Here is a 16,083-nt window from a genome sequence, read left to right on the forward strand (position 1 = left end):
CGGCTCCTCCTCTGTCTGTTGGGTGGAGGGAAGGGGACGGTGGGGCGCCGGGGCTACTTCGCCGCGCCGGCGGTGAGTCCGGCGACGATGCGGCGCTGGAAGACCAGCACCATGACCACCAGCGGGATGGTGACGAGGACGCCCGCTGCCATCTGGCTGCCGAACGGGATCTCGTACGTGGTGGCGCCGGTGAACTTGGAGATGGCGACCGGTGCGGTCTGGATGTCGGGCTTGTTGGTCATCGACAGGGCGATGAGGAACTCGTTCCAGGCGGCGATGAAGACGATGATCGCGGTGGTGAAGATGCCCGGGGCGGCGAGCGGGATGATGACCTTGCGGAACGCCTGGCCGCGGGTGCAGCCGTCGACCATGGCGGCATGCTCCAGCTCGTCCGGCATCTGCCGGAAGAACGTGGTCAGGTTCCACACGGCCAGGGGCAGGGTGAAGGACATGCTCGGCACGATCATGGCCTGGTAGGTGTTGATCCAGCCGATGTCGGTGAACAGCTTCAGCAGCGGGACCACGATCGACACCACCGGGAACATCGAGGTGGCGATGATCAGCGTGAGCACCAGCCGTTTGAAGCGGAACTCCAGCCTTGCCATCGCGTACGCGGTGAACGTGGCCAGCAGCAGCGCCAGGACGGTGGTGACACCGGCGACGATCAGGCTGTTGAGCAGCGCGCGGCCGAAGCCCTGGGACGGGTCGAACACCGACCGGTAATTCGCGAAGGTCACCGGGGAGGGCAGCAGCGAGGTGTCGAAGATGTCGGAGCTGCGCCGCAGGCTGGAGACGAGCATCCAGTAGAACGGGGCCAGGCAGTAGGCCACCACGGCGGCGACCCCCGCGTACAGCAGCCAGGTACGCCATTTCGCCGAGATCGTCATGACGCCACCTCCGCCCGGCGCGCTCCCGCGAACCACCGGCGTTTACTTCCGCCCTTGCCCGGGGAGCTGCTGTCGCCGACGACATCGGCACCCAGCAGCCGGACGAAGCCCAGCGCGATGAGGAAGACGTAGAGGAAGAGGATCACCGAGTAGGCGGCGGCCGGTCCGAAGCGGACGTTGGACGCCTCGTTCTGCGCGAGCATCGACAGAGTTTCCACGGAGGTCTTCTGCGCGCCGATGAGGACGTAGGGCAGGTCGAACATCCGCAGCGCGTCCATGCAGCGGAACAGCACCGCCACCAGCAGCGCGGGTTTCACCAGGGGCAGGGTGATGTGCCAGAACTGGCGTGGCGCGCTCGCCCCGTCGATCCGGGCCGCCTCGTACACCTCCTTGCCGATCACCTGCAGGCCGGCCAGGACCAGCAGTCCGATGAAGGGGGCGGTCTTCCACACCTCGGCGATGATGACCGCGACCTTGGCGTGGAAGCCCTCGGTGGTCCACAGGACCTTGTGCCCGATGAGGGTGTTGGCGATGCCGTTGCTGTTGAAGATCCACCGCCACAGAAGGGCGGAGATGGCGGTGGGCACCGCCCAGGGGATGAGGATGCTCACCCGCACCAGGGCCCGGCCCTGGAACGCTCTGTGCATGATCAGCGCCATGGCCACACCGATCACCGTCTCCAGGGTCACGGTGACGACGGTGAAGAACGTGGTGTTCCAAAAGGCGTTCCAGAACCGCTCTCCGGCCTCGCCGAAGATGTCGGCGTAGTTCTGCAGCCCCACGAACGGCTCAGTGTTGCTGATGAAACCGGTTGCCGGGTCCAGGCCCTTGGGCCCGTACAGCGACTCCTTCAGCGCCATGATCGTCGGGTACAGCACGACGACCGTCAGTACCAGCAGCGTCGGGGAGACCAGCAACGCCGCCATCCGGCCCGAGCCCGCGGTCGCCCGGGGTCCGCCGCGTCGGCGGTTCGGCGGGGCGGGGCGCCGCCCGGTGCGGGGGCCGGTCGTTTCGTCGGGCCGGTTCGCGGCGGTTCCGGGCCCGGTTTCGGTGTCGACCATGGTCCGGTTCCTCACTGCTCCGTGGACTTCTGGAGTTCCTCCTGCAGGTCCTTGAGCGCCTGCGTGCTGCTCTTGGTGCCGGTCACAGCGGCGTACGCCTCGCGCTGGATCGCTGCCGTCACATCGCCGTACTGCACGACCCGCGGACGCGGCACGGCACGCTGGATGGACTCCTTGAGGACGGGCAGGTACGGGTACTGCTTGGTCAGCGCCGCGTCGTCGTACAGGGCCGCGTACGGCGGGGCGAGGGAGGCGTCCTTGAGGAACGTGCTCGCGCTCTCCTCGCTGGTGTAGAACTTCATGAAGTCCAGGGCCGTGGCCTTGTTCTTGGCGAAGGACGACAGGGCCAGGTTGTGACCGCCGAGACTGGAGGAGCCGGGCCCGTTCAGGCCGGGCAGCGGCGCGACCGCGAACTTGCCCGCGACCTTGCTCTTCTCGGCCAGGGAGTACACGTACGGCCAGTTGCGCAGGAAGACCAGCTTCCCGTCCTGGAACGCCTGGCGGCTTTCCTCCTCCTGGTAGGTGAGGGCCTCCTTGGGGATCGTGCCGTCCTTGACCGAGTCGACGAGGAAGTCCAGGCCCTTCTTCGCCGCGGCCGTGTCGACGTCGGGCTTGCCGTTGGCGTCGGTGACGGTGCCGCCCGCGGAGTTCACGGCCTCGGAGAAGTTCACGTTCAGGCCCTCGTACTTCTGGAACTGCCCGGCGTAGCACGACACGCCCTTGGCCTCGGGCAGCTTCTTTACCTTCGCGCAGTCGGCCTTCATCTGCGCCCACGTGGTCGGCGGCTCGCTGACACCGGCCTTCTTCAGCAGATCGGTGCGGTAGTACAGCAGGCCGCCGTCCGAACCGGCCGGGACCGTGTACAGGCCGCCGCGGTACTTGCCCGTCTCCACCACCGGCTTGAGCATCTTGTCCAGCGGGAACTGCTTCTCCGGCACCTTGTCGATCCACTGGTGGGCGGCGAACTCCGAGGTCCACACGACGTCCAGGGAGAGCACCGTGTAGGCGTCCGACTTCGTCTCCGCGTTCTGGATCATCTGCTGGCGCTGCGCATCCGCATCCGTCGGCAGCTCGATGAAGGTGACCTTCTCCTTCGGGTGCAGTTTGTTCCAGCGATCGAGCACCGGCTGGACGGTGCCGCTGGTGTCCTTGCCGGCCACGTACGTGATCGGGCCGCGGCCTTCGAACGACGTGGTCCCGGTCTGGCCGGAGCCGTCGCCGTCGGACGAGCCGCAGGCGGTGAGGACGAGCCCGGCGGCGACGAGCGCGGCCGAGCACTGAAGCACTCTGGTGGTCCGGTGGTGCGCTGTCTCTCCTGGTTGTGCGGCGAAGAGGGCAGCGTTGGACGTACGGGTGACCATGAATTCCTCCGTGGATCCTTCGGGGGCGGTATGTGCGGCTCGGTTCGGGCGGCGCCAAGCGCGGGCCCGTATGTGGGGGAGGAAGAGGGAGAAGTACGGAAGGGGCCAGGGAACGGGTGCTCAGGCGTCCGGAGTGGGCGCGCTGTCGCGGACGACGAGGGAGGGGTCCAGCAGGATTCGCTCGGGCGGTGCGGCCGGGGCGGCGATCCGCGCCAGCAGGAGCCGGACGCATTCCCGGCCGATCTCCTCCAGTGGCTGCGCGAGCGTCGTCAGGCCGGGAGAGAGGATGGCGGCGATCGGCGAGTCGTCGAAGCCGACCACGGCGACGTCCCGGCCCGGAGTGGCCCCGCGCTCGCGCAGGGCGTAGTAGCAGCCCAGCGCCACCGTGTCGCTGGCCGCCACCACGGCGGTGGCCCCCGCGTCCAGCAGCGGTTTGACGGCCGCACGCGCCGCGTCGACGTCGTCGGCGCTCTCCACTCGTCGGCCACGCGTCGGCAGCCCGTGCCGCCGCATGGCCCGCTGCCAGCCTTCGGCGCGGTCGTCACCGATGCCCGAGCCGCGCCGCCAGCCGAGGAACGCGATCCTGCGGTGCCCGAGGGCGATCAGATGCTCCACCGCCGCGTCCGTGCCGCAGGCTCCGTCCACGTCGACCCAGTCGCCGATCTGCCGCTTCGACCACATCCGGCCGAAGGCCACGAACGGCACGTCCCGCTTGGCCAGCCACGCCTGGCGCGGGTCGTTGCGCTCGGCCGTGTCACTGATGACGAAAGCGTCGACATTGTGCTGGCCGAGCAGTTCCTCGTAGCCCTTGAGGCTCGCGTCGCCGGCAGGTTCGGCGAACAGCACGATGCGGTAGCCGGTCTCGTCCGCGGCCTCGGACAGGGCGTGCAGAAAGCGATCCATGACCGGGAAGGTGGTGCCGGGCGGGGAGGGCCGCATGCCGTAGCCGATGAGCTTGCTCGAGCGGGTGCGCAGCGTCTGGGCGGCGCGGCTGGGGCGGTAGCCCATCTCGTCGATCGCGCGGCGGACTCGCTCCAGGGTCTCCGGGCGCAGCAGGTCCGGCGAGTTGAGCGCGTTGGAGACGGTCTGCGGGGAGACTCCGGCCCGGGTGGCGACCATGGACAGGGTTACAGGGCCGCCCTTGGCCGAGGAACTGCTGGTGGAGCGAGGCATCGCGGTCTCCGTGAGGATTGATCAGGCCGTAGCTGCTTTATTTGATCGCTCCAATAGGGATTGTCAGCGCTGTTAACTCGCCGTTAGTGTCGTTGGAACGATCTAATGGCTGAGAGGTTCCGCTCTTTTGGACGCTACTGTCAAGACCCAGGACATCAACGACTCGGTCACGGCCATCCGTTCTGTCGGGGAGGGCCCGCCGCCGTTCCTGCACGACGCCGTCGTCACGCTGTGCGCGCCGAGCTTTGTGATCTCGCAAGCGGACGGGCAGCTCGACGGCGGCGCGGACGGCTTCTACCACGGTGACAGCAGGGCCCTGACCCGGCTGATCGTCGCTGCCGAGGGCATCGCGCTCGTGCCGGTCTCCGGAGGGCTCTCGGGCGCCGACGGGGCAGACTTCCGGGCGGTCCTGCGGGGCCTCGGCGAGGTGACGGCGGACCCGGTGGTCGCCCTGCGCCGGCGCCGTGCCGTTTCCTCCAGCCGCCTGGAGGAAACCGTCGAGATCAGCAACGCCGGCACGCGGCACGTCCGCTTCCGGCTCTCGGTCGAGGCGGCCACCGACCTGGCGCGGATGGAGCGGGTGCGGTCAGGCGCCGTCCCGGACGAGGTGCCCGCCGAAGCGGTGGACGGTCAACTGGCCTGGTCCTGCGACGGATTCGCGGTACGCCTGCTCAGTACACCGGCGCCGGACGCGCTGGACGCGGCGACCGGGCGGCTGTCGTACGACGTCGAGCTTGCCCCCGGCCGGTCGTGGAGCGCGCTGGTGGTCTGCACGGCCGCGCACGCCGACGGCGACCAGTTCCCGGCCGCGCCCGCGGACCAAGTGCCCTGGCGTGCTCCCGTACTGCGCAGCGCGGACCGGCGGTTCGACCGCTGGCTGGAGCAGTCGGTCGCCGACCTGGAACGGCTGCGCCTGACAGACGCGCCCTCCGCCGACGATGAGGGAGGGCGCGCCGACCAATTCCTGGCCGCGGGCGCCCCCTGGTTCCTGACCCTCTTCGGCCGCGACGCGATCTGGGCGGCCCGCATGCTGCTGCCGCTGGGCACGGACCTGGCCGCCGGCACCCTGCGCACGCTCGCCCGCCGCCAGGGGAGGGTCGTGGACCAGGCCGCCGAGGAACAGCCGGGCAAGATATTGCACGAAGTGCGGCGCACCGCCGTGGAGTTCACCGACATGTTCGCGCTGCCGCCGGTCTACTACGGCACGGTGGACGCCACCCCGCTGTGGATCACCTTGTTGCACGACGCGTGGCGCTGGGGTCTGGACCCCCAGGAGGTCGAACAGCTGCTGCCGCACGCCGAGTCGGCGCTTTCCTGGATGCGGGACCATGGCGAGGCGGGCGGCGACGGCTTCCTCAAGTACCTCGACCAGACCGGCCGGGGCCTGGCCAACCAGGGCTGGAAGGACTCCGATGACGCCATCCTCCACCGCGACGGCCGCCGCGCCGCCCCGCCGATCGCGCTGTGCGAGGTGCAGGCGTACGCGTACGAGGCGGCACGGGGCGGCGCGGCACTGCTGCGGGCGTTCGGCCGCCCGGGAGCCGACGCATGGGAGGAATGGGCCGAGCGGCTGGCCGACCGCTTCCGGAAGCGGTTCTGGGTGGAGGACGCCCAAGGCCCCTACCCGGCGGTCGCCCTGGACCGTGACGGCCAGCCCGTGGACTCGGTGACCTCCGGCTTCGGTCACCTGCTCGGCACGGGTCTGCTGAACGGTGAGGAGAGCGCCCTGCTGGCGGCCCGGCTGAGCGCGCCGGACCTCGACTCCGGCCACGGACTGCGCACGCTGAGCAGCGAGTCGGTGGGCTTCAACCCCTACGGCTACCACACCGGTTCCGTCTGGCCGCACGACACCGCGATCGCCGTGCACGGGCTCGTCCAGGCCGGTTTCCCCCGGCCGGCGGCGTCGCTGGCGACGGGCCTGCTCACCGCCTCCTCCGGCTTCGACGCCCGGCTGCCCGAACTCTTCGCAGGTCACGGCAGTCAGGCGGGCCCGCGGCTCGCCCCCTACCCCGCCTCCTGCCGACCACAGGCGTGGGCGGCGGCAGCGTCCGTCCTCGTGCTCCGATCCGCCCTGGGCCTCGACGCGGACGTGCCCGGGGGCACGGTGACGGTTGCGCCCGCCTTCGCCCACGAGTACGGACCCCTCACGGTGAGGGGACTCCAGGTCGCCGCCGGCCCGCTGGACGTCACCGTCACGAATGACGGCACAGCGACTGTGACGGCGCCGGAAGGGCTGACGGTGCTCACCGGTGACGAAGGGAGACGAACGTGATCCGCAGGTAGCTCCTCCACCGCAAGGCCGGCCGACAACGGCAGGACCTCATCCGCTTCCAGACCATGCTCCCCGGAGCCGTCGTCTTCCTGCCGCCGGTGAGCATCGTCTTCCTCATCTTCCGATTCCAACGGCACTTCGTCCCACTGCCGGGCGCCCCGCCGCCCTCCCCCGTCGTCCAAGGAGTAACGCAGCAGCATGTCCAACACCGCACCGTGGTGGCGCAGCGCCGTCATCTACCAGGTCTACATCCGCAGCTTCGCCGACGGAAACGATGACGGCGTCGGCGACATCGCCGGCATCCGCTCCCGCCTGCCCTACCTCAAGTCCCTCGGCGTCGACGCCATCTGGATCAACCCGTGGTACAAGTCGCCGATGGCCGACCACGGTTACGACGTTGCCGACTACCGCGCGATCGACCCCCTGTTCGGCACCCTGGCCGAGGCCGAGCAGCTCATCGAGGAGGCGCACCGGCACGGAATCCGCGTCATCCCCGACATCGTGCCCAACCACACCTCCGACCAGCACGCATGGTTCCAGGCCGCACTCGCCGCCGGAACCGGGACCCCCGAGCGGGACCGCTACATCTTCCGGCCCGGCCGCGGGCCCGACGGCACCGAGCCCCCCAACGACTGGCTCTCCGTCTTCGGCGGACCGGCCTGGACCCGGCTGCCCGACGGCGAGTGGTACCTGCACCTGTTCGCCCCCGAGCAGCCCGACCTCAACTGGCAACATCCCGAGGTACGCGCGGAGTTCGAGTCGGTCCTGCGGTTCTGGTTCAGCCGGGGCGTCGACGGCTTCCGCATCGACGTCGCCCACGGACTCGTCAAGCACCCCGAACTGCCCGACCTGCCACCCCGGCGAGACCCTGAGGACGAGGGACCTCGGCAGCATGTCGAGCACCCGCACTGGGACCGCGACGAGGTCCACGACATCTTCCGCGCCTGGCGCAAGGTGGCCGACGAGTTCCCCGGCGACCGGACCTTCGTCGCCGAGGCATGGGCGGATTCCCCCGAGCGGCTTGCCGCCTACGTTCGCCAGGACGGCCTGCACACCGCCTTCAACTTCGACTTCCTCATGGCCAGTTGGGACCCGAAGGACTTGCGCGCGGTCATCGACGACTCGCTCGCCATGCTCGGCGCGGTGGGCGCACCGGCCACCTGGGTGCTCTCCAACCACGATGTCGTACGCCACCCCAGCCGCTACGGCCGCAAGACCACCAAGCGATGGGTGGCCAACGAGCCCTACCGCCCCGAAGGCCCCCTCGACCTGGAACTGGGCACCCGACGCGCCCGCTCGGCCGCCCTGCTGATGCTAGCCCTGCCCGGCGGCGCCTACATCTACCAGGGCGAGGAACTCGGCCTGCCGGAGGTCGAGGACCTGCCGGAGACAGCACTGCAGGACCCCATCTGGGAACGCTCCGGACACACCGACCGCGGACGCGACGGCTGCCGGGTCCCCATCCCCTGGTCCGGGCCGGCCGCACCGTTCGGCTTCAGCCCCGACGGCACCTCCGCTGCTCCCTGGCTCCCGCAGCCCGCCGACTGGGGCGAGCGCAGCGTGGAGGCACAGACCGGCGACGAGACGTCGATGCTGGAGCTGTACCGCAGCGCCCTCCACCTGCGCCGCGAACACCCCGCCCTCGGCGACGGCAGCCTCACCTGGCTGGACGCTCCCACCGGAGTCCTCGCCTTCAGCCGCGGCCAAGGCTTCGCCTGCGTGGTCAACCTCTCGGCCGAGCCGTGTCCGCTGCCCGACCACACCTCGGTGCTGCTGTCCAGCGGACCTGTCGAAGGCGGCCTGCTGGCACCCGACCACGCCGTCTGGCTCGCGGTATAGCAGCCGGTCACGAGGGAGGGTCCGGCTGACGTATGCCCCGTAACCCACCCCCCTGAAGCGGCCAGGGCCTGTCCGGTGTCCACCCCGCTGGCCGGACAGGCCCTGGTCAAACATTGCACTGACATGCGGTCGGGACGCCACCGAGCGCGAACGTCACAGCGACCATGGCATCATGCGGCGGCTGTTCCGGTAGTCGAACACGGCGAGGGTGGTGCCCGGCACTCGGGACCCCAGCGCCCTCTGACTGAGCACCGCAGTCAACGGCGAGGCGGTGCAGGACGGCCATACCCGTGACCTGATCCACCCTGACACGGCGCTGATTATCCGGCTCTGCCAGATCGTCACTTTCCTGCCCAGTGACGTCACCCTCACCGGCACGCCCGCCGCCAGCGCCATGGGGCACAACTCGCTGCGCTACCTGGCTCTCGGAGATGCGCAGGACCCCCGCGACCGACCCGACGGCCGTCGAACGGCCTCCCTGCTGTTGGGGTCGTTTTCTCTTGGGGCCATTTCCTGGGCCGTCTACTGGCCATTCCCCGGACGCATGCATGCGTGCCACAGGCCCCGACGATCGCCGCATCGACCGCGGCCGTGCCGCGGAGGGAGCATCCCCATGCTCCCCACAGCGAGCGAATGCGAAAACGAACCGGCCCGCGCCACGCGGACATGACAGCGGCGCCCTGGTCCCTGTCCGGTCCCTCGATCTTGGTTTCGACCCCGAGAACAGTCACCTCGGAGGCAACAACAACTTTGATCGCTTACATCGCCGCAGGTCAGAAAGGTCACTGCCGCATCGAGCGGCGAACGTGACACGAGGCTCCCGAAACGCGAGCAGCGGATTTTCTCCGTTGAGGCGGAGTTGACGCTCCAACACCCCACAAGGAACGTTTCCGCAGGTCAGGACGCGTTTAAGGTGGGGCGGGTGGGACTCGAACCCACGGCCGACGGATTATGAGATTGATCAACGGGCGGGGATCAACACGCTGCGTGGCCAGTGATGAAGCGGGGTACCGAGCAGCGACGTAACGAACCGGCTGCCACCTGTACTTACGTCCCTGTCAGATCGTGTCAGCTTGTGCGCGGATCATGCTGGACGATTACAGACGGTGCTTCCCCTGAGCTTCCTCACGGCGCCCGAATCGACCTGGTTTCCTCTGCCCGTCCCCGTAGCTCACCACCGGACAGGAGAGTACAGGCCGCATCTGCGCTGGCCACCGAGAACATCGACGTCGGGAGCGGGGACCAAAAAAGCCAGACGACGGAGTCTCGTTCCGAAATAAACGTAAGTAAAGCCGCGTCTAAATGTTGCCGCTTCAAGTTGCTCATGAAGTATCCCATACCATGCTTGCTTGACGGCCGCAATTCAAAGGCAGCCGAATGGGTGTTAATTCGTCGATTCCCGACAAGAGCGGTTAACCGTCCGCCTGTTGGATAACACGAGAAACACGCACGGTGGGGGAACGGAGAGACGGGTGAATCCTTGTGATCAACATCAAGCGCTTCTCGCTCGCAGCTGCGGTCACGCTGGCCGTATCCGTCACAGCCCCACACTCGACATCGGCGGCGCCCCAGCATGGCCCGCCCAAGTCGCCTCCAAGTAGTGGATGGTTCAATACGGGACCAGAGACGAACAATAAAATATTTGACAGCGGAAGTGTCCACATAAGCTGGGGTCCTGTCTATGTTCTCCCGCCCGGCCCGGGAGAAGACCCCTCATGGATCTACTACGTCATCCGCTATGAGAACTACAGCAGCACTACCGAGGAGCTCGACTGCGAGGGATACTCAGCTCCCGACACGGCGAAGCAGCTGATCAGGCCAACGGATGGTGACTTGGGTGAACCGTTCACGGCTGAGAAGACCGTGTGCAGTGACACAGGCGGCCAATGGAAGGGGACCCTTGAGCCAGGCGAGACACTGGAGCAAGGCGTATGGTTCGACGAGGTTCCACCGAGCGGCGCAACTGTATCCGTGGAATTGCAGGATGAATACGGATATCCAGGAGCTTCGGAGTATCAGAGCCCGTACTGGGAACGGTATGAAGGGGATCAGACTCCCCCGGACGGCCCATAGTGCAACGCACCTGCCGCCCGGATTGAGCTGAACTTCGACCAATCCTGCAACGTGCAGCGGCCAGTGAGACTGCAGCAATCAACTCTTGCCACTCCCCTCTTGGGGTAATCATGCTCAGAAGACCAGCCACTTGCCTTGGGGCAGCTCTTTTCTTTCTTCTGGCGGTGGCAAACCCGCCAACAATGGCAGCCACAAGTCCAGAGCTTTCTGCACAATCCAGCAACTGCCGGGACGTTTATTTCTTCGGCGGGCACGGGCTGGGCGAAGGTTCAGAAACCGACTGGGGCCGGACAGTAGGCGATGTCTACCTCAAGTTTCGGGATGCACTTCACGGCGCGGACCCTGACGTCTCGGTTGACGGTGCCCCCATAGCATACCCGAGGAAGGATCTTCCAGGGGGAGGACTTCTGGGGCTAGGGGCCGCCTGGGTAGAGACATGGGAAAAGGAGCAGCCGGATATCGTTGACGGAGCTGCGGCGCTTAGCAGTCAAATCAATAGAAGGATCTCGCAGTGTCAGCATGCCCCCGAGCGTTTCGTGATTGTCGGCTTCTCGGAGGGTGCATGGGTCATCCACCAGTATCTGAAGAAAGCGCCCCAGCAGATACTCAACATGATCTCTGGTGTTGCGCTGCTTGGAGATCCTCAATACACAGGGACAGGCATCATCCCCAAAAGAATTCCCAAGTACGCGATCACGCCGTTCTTTCCGCGAGAAATAGCGAGACGGGCCACTAGTTGGTGCCTCTCTTACTACCTGCCAGCAGCAAAACGCACCGTCGCCGATCCCATCTGCATGTATGGCAATAGAAAAGATGAACAGAACTGCAGGAAAGCTGCCAACATGCGACTCGACGAAGCTTGGTGCCCACATCTCTGGTACAGGCAGTCTGGCAACACCCAGCGGGCCGCCGACTACCTCGTCAGCCTCAGCTAGCGGGACACCAACGTACCGAGTCGCGACGGGGTCTCGTTTGCAACTACCCGAGACGCTGCCGACTATCAGTCGGGTGACCTCGATGGCTCAGCCCATCAGCAATGCACCAGCTGAGGATCGGCAGGCCCCTCGCCCCAGGTACGGGACGTCGTCATGCTAATCGTGCGTGGGTCATTTTCAGCCGTTTCTCCGCTGATGATTCTGTGGATGTCATGGTTACGGAGCGCTTCCACGGTGAGGTGCGTCACGCGGCCCTGCCGAGGCTGTCTGTTAACGAGAGGTGCAAGGTAACTGCGGCAGCCGCAGTACTCGCAGGACCGGGAGTACTCGGTGCCATGGGTGAGACTCTTTGGTGGACACCACCACGTGGCCGCTGCGACAGCGGGGAGCAGTGTGCGTGGTGAGGATGTCGTGTCTGGAGGACGGGGGCCGACATTGACGGAGCAGCCGCCTCAGCGCACCTGTTGGTGAAGTCTAAGGTGCCGACGACCATGAGCGCTCCGCAACATCCTCAGCGGTGGTAGGGCGCCCGTGCAGCAGCCGGTCTTCAGACGTCGAGGGTAGGCGGCGTGACGGGTGGCCCGGACGTCGCTCGGTTTCGCGGGCCGATTGGCGGCCCAGGTTGGCTTGCTTCTCGCCGCATCGGTCGGGTTGTGTCATGGCACTTTGCAGAGTCTCGATATGACGCGGGTGCGGTGCCGTCCGCAGACGGCACCGCACCCAAGGCGATCAGATGGAAGGGGTGCGCTCGGTCGGTCGTGGCTCGTGCTGTGTCTTGGGTTTTTTCGCTTCGTCGTCTTGGTGATGGTGTGGTGGTACTCCGGGACCGGGAGACCGTACATCCCTTCTTCGGCTCGGCCCTCTGCGTCTACGTGGTCGGTTGTTTCTGCTTCCTTGCTCGGCTTGTGGGCTTCACCGTGGTTGGGGCTTTCTTCACATGTGGCTTCCCTGGTTTCTTCGAGGCGGAGTGGTCTGCGGCCGGTGCCTCCGGGGCCGTGCCGTCTGTCGGCGGGGCGGTAGATGCGGGTGTCTTCTCGGCCGTGGTGGGGCGGCGGGGGCGTTTCCTCTTGGGGAAGGCCCGCAGCGGCAGGCGTTTGCCGTCGAATGCCGGCAAGAGCCGGGTGCGGATGTTTCGTGCCGTGGTTGCGGCGGGTGGGTTGTTGGTGAAGCAGACGCCGACGTTGTAGCGGATGCCGTTTGTCAGATGCTTGAGGCTGTCGGCGTACGACTCGGCGTCGCCGCTGCTCTCGAACTCGCGGGGCGGTACGTCGACTGCCCAGGTCTGGACGGCCGCGCCCCGCCAGAGGTGCTTGATGCCGACGCGGCGTCCGTCGGGGTGGGTGAGGAACGCGGACACGCCGGAGTGGGGTTCGCTGTCGGTGTCGACGGTCCAGCCGTCGCCGAGTTCTGCCGCGGTCGCGGTGACGAACTCTTCGAAGTCCGCCGGGAAGACGCGCTGCTTCTTCGGGGCCTCGGCGTCGGTGTCCTTCGGCGTGGTCGGCTTCGCTGGGCTCACAGGTTGTCCCTCTCGTTCGTGTTGCGTGATGCGGTGAGGCTGGTCGTTCCGATGCAGGTCTTGTGGGCTTCGGCCAAGACGGCGTCCGGGAGGGAAATCAGGCGGTCGGAGGGCGTGACGCCGGCAAAGACCACGGAGCCGCGCAGGTCTTCGACAGGACCGCCCAGAGCTTGGGAGAGGAGGCAGGCGTGGAGGTTCGGCGGGTGTTGTTCTCGGTTCTTACCGCCGATGATCACGACGGAGCCGTCCGGGTGTGCGATCCGTCGGATGACGGTGGGCATGTCGAGGAGCGCTCGACTCACACTGCGGGCTTGCTCGCGGGGGGAATCGCCAAGCGGGAACTCTCGGAGTGCTCCGGTGGCGTCGACTCGGATTCCTTGGGCTTGTTGTGCCACTTCGTTCGCCTCTGTGCGTCGTGTCATGCTGCGGCTCCCCCGAGAAGTTGGTCGAGCGCGTTGATCATTCGGCGTGCCCTGTGCTCGAACAGGGCCTGTTCGACGACGGCGTTGCGGTGCTTGATGATCGCGGCGCGTTCGGCGAGGGCCTTGGCCATTCCGCCGTCGTGTTCGGCGAAGGTGTTGGCGCACCAGATGGCGACGCTGGGGCCGAGGTCCCAGACGATGGCGTTCACGGCGGCGCAGGCGGTCGACAACGGGTCGATGTCGTTGCCGTACCAGCGGAAGTCGTGGGGGTTAAGGTTGAGTTCGCGCATGCGTTGGGCGACGGAGCGGAACATGCCGCCGCTGCCGATGGCGGGTTCGCGTACGGACATGCCCGGTCCGCAGATGTCGTCGTCGACGAGGACGTGTGCCATCAGGTCGGTGATGCAGGGAGGGGTGTGGTACTCGCCGCGCCACTTCTTGTCGCTCTTGTGGCGCAAGCCCGTGAGGAGAGGGCTGAGGATGTCCGCGCGGGAGCGCAGGTACGGGTCGTCGTCGGCGGTGATGTCGAGCAGGCCCGTGTTCACCGCAGTGTGCACCACGGCCTGGATGGCGCGTAGTTGGTAGTCGTCCGGGTTCTCCTCCACCCAGGCGTGGAGCGGGCGTGCGACCTCGATCAGGTCCGGACGTGCGGACCATTGGACGCCCCAGATCTCCCGCAGCAGCGGTGGGAAGTGGGCGGGTTCGAGGGTGAGCAGCCAGTCGGCGATCAGTGGTTCGCGGAAGAAGCAGAGCGCTGCGACGGTGCCGAGGGGGACGTCCGTGCGGTTGCCGCCGTAGGTGCTGTACCAGGCGGACATGACGTTCTCGGCGATCTTGTTGGCATGCTGGTGGGGATCGCGGGGTGCTGCGTACTTCCTGCGTCGAGGGGGCGGGGCCAGTTTGGGCTTTGCGGCCTCCCCCTCGCGATGCCTGGCGCGCTCCTCGAGTTTCTGCTCCACCTCGCCGAACAGGTCGAACTGAACCATCGCCGGGTCACCGCCCCGCCATCTCGGCGGCCGGAGTGTCCGCCGGAGCGAACGGGTGTGGTGGAGCGCCCGCGGGGACAGGTACGGGGCCTGCCTGGAGGATCGCCGTGGCGCGTTCGGCGCGCTGCAGGTAGTAGGCGTGGTGCTCGCGGAGACGCCGCAGGCGTTCCTCGTGCTGTGCGATGAGGCCGCTGTAGCGGTTCAAGGAGTGGGGCGCGCAGTGGTGTTCGTGGGCGCGGCGCAGCTCCGGGGTCCAGGGCTGCGCGAGCCAGTGGCGGGCCAGGGCGGCGACGATGGCGGTGGTCCGGCGGGCTGTGCCCTTCGGAGCGCGTACTGGAGCGCTGATGATCAGGCGGTACGGGCGGAGGCGGAGGGCGCCCGCCTCGAGGGCAGTGCGGGTGAAGGATTCGGTTCCGGCGAGCATGACGCCGAAGAGGACCGGAGCCTCGTCCATTTGGAAGCTGTGCGGCCCGGTGCCGTACGCGACGTGGAGGATCTCCTCCATCGGGTCCTGGTCGGCTTCGGGGTGTCGGTCGGGATCCCAACCGAGGGTGAAGGCGCCGATGTCGGTGACGCGGTAGGTGGCCTGGCCGGTGTCGAAGTCGGCGAACTCTGCGACCTCGAGGGCCGGTCCGCTGCCGACGGTGAAGGTCAGCACAAGGGTGCCCTTTCTTGAATCAGGCATGGGTGGAGTAGGGGGCCGGCCGATCGATGTCGTTGGCACGGCCCCCTGGTGTGGTGTGGGGGGGGTGGGGCTATCCGCCATGTTCGGCGCGCCAGCCGTTGACGTACGAGCCGATCTCCTCGGCGAGGGGTTCGAGGGACATGTCGCCGGGTGGCTCGCCCTCGTCCGTGGTGGTGTCGTAGATGACCTTGGCTGTGCCGTACGTGTTGTCGACGTGTACGGCCTTCCAGCCGCCGAGCTCGCTGCGGGCCTCGTGCCAGGGGAGCGACTCGCGGCCTGCGATCGCGACGTACTGTTCGCCGTCGGTCGTTAATTGGACGGTGATGTTGAGCTCGTTGCCGGGCCAGTCCACGCCGACGTCCATGCAGTGCTGTTCGAGGGCTTCGATGACGTCGGCGTACAGGGCGCGGGCCTTCTCCTCGTCGGCGCGGCGCAGGAGTTGGACGGCGCTGAGGTAGTGGAGGGCCATCAGTCGGTCTCCGTGAGCTCGTCCAGGTCGGGGACGTGGTCGGCGCAGACCAGGGAGAGGGGTTCGCCGTCGTGTGGGAGGTCGAGGTCGATGTCCTGGTTCTTGCGGCAGAGCAGGCAGGCGAGGGAGACCGTGCGGAGCATGCGCAGGGCCTTGACGGGGGTGTTGGCGGGGAGGTGCAGCGGCTCGTCGCGGCCGTGGACGGTCAGGTCGAGGAGGGTGAGGTCGGCGGAGAGGACGGTCTTCTTGACGCGGGTCACGGTGAGTGGGGTGCTGAGTGCGTCGGGGAAGGCGAACACGTCGCCGGGGCGTAGCTCGTGGGCGTACACGGGTCGGGTGAAGCCGAGGGTGACCACGGCGTGACCGTTCATGCTGAGTGCTCTCTTTCCTTTGTGGGCACGGGA

General features: G+C 67.4%; 14 protein-coding genes. 4 read left to right on the forward strand and 10 right to left on the reverse strand.

The genetic code is table 11. The features are described from left to right. Positions 1-53: 53 nt before the first annotated feature. From ABD357_RS35205 to ABD357_RS35220, 4 genes are all read right to left on the reverse strand, one after another. A complete protein-coding gene (locus ABD357_RS35205) occupies positions 54-887 on the reverse strand; it encodes a carbohydrate ABC transporter permease (RefSeq protein WP_344395307.1) in 834 nt (277 codons plus the stop codon). Next, positions 884-1,948 carry a carbohydrate ABC transporter permease gene (locus ABD357_RS35210; RefSeq protein ID WP_344395308.1) on the reverse strand — a complete coding sequence of 355 codons (1,065 nt, stop codon included), beginning with the start codon at positions 1,946-1,948 and terminating at the stop codon, positions 884-886. The genes ABD357_RS35205 and ABD357_RS35210 overlap by 4 nt, the downstream gene beginning before the upstream one ends. 11 nt (positions 1,949-1,959) lie before the next feature. Beyond that, entirely contained in the window at positions 1,960-3,309 is a 1,350-nt protein-coding gene (locus ABD357_RS35215) for an ABC transporter substrate-binding protein (protein ID WP_344395309.1), read from the reverse strand. Between the two features lie 120 nt (positions 3,310-3,429). After that, positions 3,430-4,482 (reverse strand): LacI family DNA-binding transcriptional regulator, encoded by a 1,053-nt coding sequence (locus ABD357_RS35220; RefSeq protein WP_344395310.1) that lies wholly within the window; start codon positions 4,480-4,482, stop codon positions 3,430-3,432. 127 nt (positions 4,483-4,609) lie between these two features. On the opposite strand from ABD357_RS35220, the gene ABD357_RS35225 reads away from it, so the two are divergent. From ABD357_RS35225 to ABD357_RS35235, 4 genes are all read left to right on the forward strand, one after another. After that, a complete protein-coding gene (locus ABD357_RS35225; protein WP_344395311.1) occupies positions 4,610-6,754 on the forward strand; it encodes a glycogen debranching N-terminal domain-containing protein in 2,145 nt (714 codons plus the stop codon). Between the two features lie 198 nt (positions 6,755-6,952). Beyond that, a complete protein-coding gene (locus ABD357_RS35230; RefSeq protein WP_344395312.1) occupies positions 6,953-8,593 on the forward strand; it encodes a glycoside hydrolase family 13 protein in 1,641 nt (546 codons plus the stop codon). A 244-nt stretch (positions 8,594-8,837) separates the two neighbouring features. After that, positions 8,838-9,263 (forward strand): fumarylacetoacetate hydrolase family protein, encoded by a 426-nt coding sequence (locus tag ABD357_RS44935; protein ID WP_425585158.1) that lies wholly within the window; start codon positions 8,838-8,840, stop codon positions 9,261-9,263. A 1,585-nt stretch (positions 9,264-10,848) separates the two neighbouring features. Beyond that, the gene (locus ABD357_RS35235) at positions 10,849-11,601 is read left to right on the forward strand and encodes a cutinase family protein (RefSeq protein ID WP_344395313.1); all 753 of its coding nucleotides are present in this window, start codon (positions 10,849-10,851) and stop codon (positions 11,599-11,601) included. Between the two features lie 868 nt (positions 11,602-12,469). On the opposite strand, the gene ABD357_RS35240 is transcribed toward ABD357_RS35235, so the two are convergent. The 6 genes from ABD357_RS35240 to ABD357_RS35265 all read right to left on the reverse strand — a co-directional run bounded on the left by ABD357_RS35240 (position 12,470) and on the right by ABD357_RS35265 (position 16,050). Next, a complete protein-coding gene (locus ABD357_RS35240) occupies positions 12,470-13,117 on the reverse strand; it encodes a hypothetical protein (RefSeq protein WP_344395314.1) in 648 nt (215 codons plus the stop codon). Continuing rightward, positions 13,114-13,398: a hypothetical protein gene (locus ABD357_RS35245; protein ID WP_344395315.1), complete on the reverse strand. Its 285-nt coding sequence runs from the start codon at positions 13,396-13,398 to the stop codon at positions 13,114-13,116. Before ABD357_RS35245 ends, ABD357_RS35240 begins: the two co-directional genes overlap by 4 nt. Before the next feature lie 137 nt (positions 13,399-13,535). Beyond that, positions 13,536-14,525 carry an N-6 DNA methylase gene (locus ABD357_RS35250; RefSeq protein ID WP_344395316.1) on the reverse strand — a complete coding sequence of 330 codons (990 nt, stop codon included), beginning with the start codon at positions 14,523-14,525 and terminating at the stop codon, positions 13,536-13,538. A 7-nt stretch (positions 14,526-14,532) separates the two neighbouring features. Further along, on the reverse strand, positions 14,533-15,210 hold the full coding sequence (locus ABD357_RS35255; RefSeq protein WP_344395317.1) for a hypothetical protein: 678 nt from the start codon (positions 15,208-15,210) through the stop codon (positions 14,533-14,535). A gap of 70 nt (positions 15,211-15,280) precedes the next feature. Then, positions 15,281-15,679: a hypothetical protein gene (locus ABD357_RS35260; RefSeq protein WP_344395318.1), complete on the reverse strand. Its 399-nt coding sequence runs from the start codon at positions 15,677-15,679 to the stop codon at positions 15,281-15,283. After that, positions 15,679-16,050 (reverse strand): hypothetical protein, encoded by a 372-nt coding sequence (locus tag ABD357_RS35265; RefSeq protein WP_344395319.1) that lies wholly within the window; start codon positions 16,048-16,050, stop codon positions 15,679-15,681. Before ABD357_RS35265 ends, ABD357_RS35260 begins: the two co-directional genes overlap by 1 nt. Positions 16,051-16,083 lie beyond the last annotated feature (33 nt).

It is taken from the genome of Streptomyces vastus, assembly GCF_039532825.1.
Taxonomy (GTDB): domain Bacteria; phylum Actinomycetota; class Actinomycetes; order Streptomycetales; family Streptomycetaceae; genus Streptomyces; species Streptomyces vastus.

Excerpts from the sequence above, each read along its gene's own strand:
- ABD357_RS35205 (WP_344395307.1), bottom strand. The coding sequence starts at position 887 with ATGACGATCTCGGCGAAATGGCGTACCTGGCTGCTGTACGCGGGGGTC.
- ABD357_RS35210 (WP_344395308.1), bottom strand. The coding sequence starts at position 1,948 with ATGGTCGACACCGAAACCGGGCCCGGAACCGCCGCGAACCGGCCCGAC.
- ABD357_RS35215 (WP_344395309.1), bottom strand. The coding sequence starts at position 3,309 with ATGGTCACCCGTACGTCCAACGCTGCCCTCTTCGCCGCACAACCAGGA.
- ABD357_RS35220 (WP_344395310.1), bottom strand. The coding sequence starts at position 4,482 with ATGCCTCGCTCCACCAGCAGTTCCTCGGCCAAGGGCGGCCCTGTAACC.
- ABD357_RS35230 (WP_344395312.1), top strand. The coding sequence starts at position 6,953 with ATGTCCAACACCGCACCGTGGTGGCGCAGCGCCGTCATCTACCAGGTC.
- ABD357_RS35235 (WP_344395313.1), top strand. The coding sequence starts at position 10,849 with ATGGCAGCCACAAGTCCAGAGCTTTCTGCACAATCCAGCAACTGCCGG.
- ABD357_RS35245 (WP_344395315.1), bottom strand. The coding sequence starts at position 13,398 with ATGCCCACCGTCATCCGACGGATCGCACACCCGGACGGCTCCGTCGTG.
- ABD357_RS35250 (WP_344395316.1), bottom strand. The coding sequence starts at position 14,525 with ATGGTTCAGTTCGACCTGTTCGGCGAGGTGGAGCAGAAACTCGAGGAG.
- ABD357_RS35255 (WP_344395317.1), bottom strand. The coding sequence starts at position 15,210 with ATGCCTGATTCAAGAAAGGGCACCCTTGTGCTGACCTTCACCGTCGGC.
- ABD357_RS35260 (WP_344395318.1), bottom strand. The coding sequence starts at position 15,679 with ATGGCCCTCCACTACCTCAGCGCCGTCCAACTCCTGCGCCGCGCCGAC.
- ABD357_RS35265 (WP_344395319.1), bottom strand. The coding sequence starts at position 16,050 with ATGAACGGTCACGCCGTGGTCACCCTCGGCTTCACCCGACCCGTGTAC.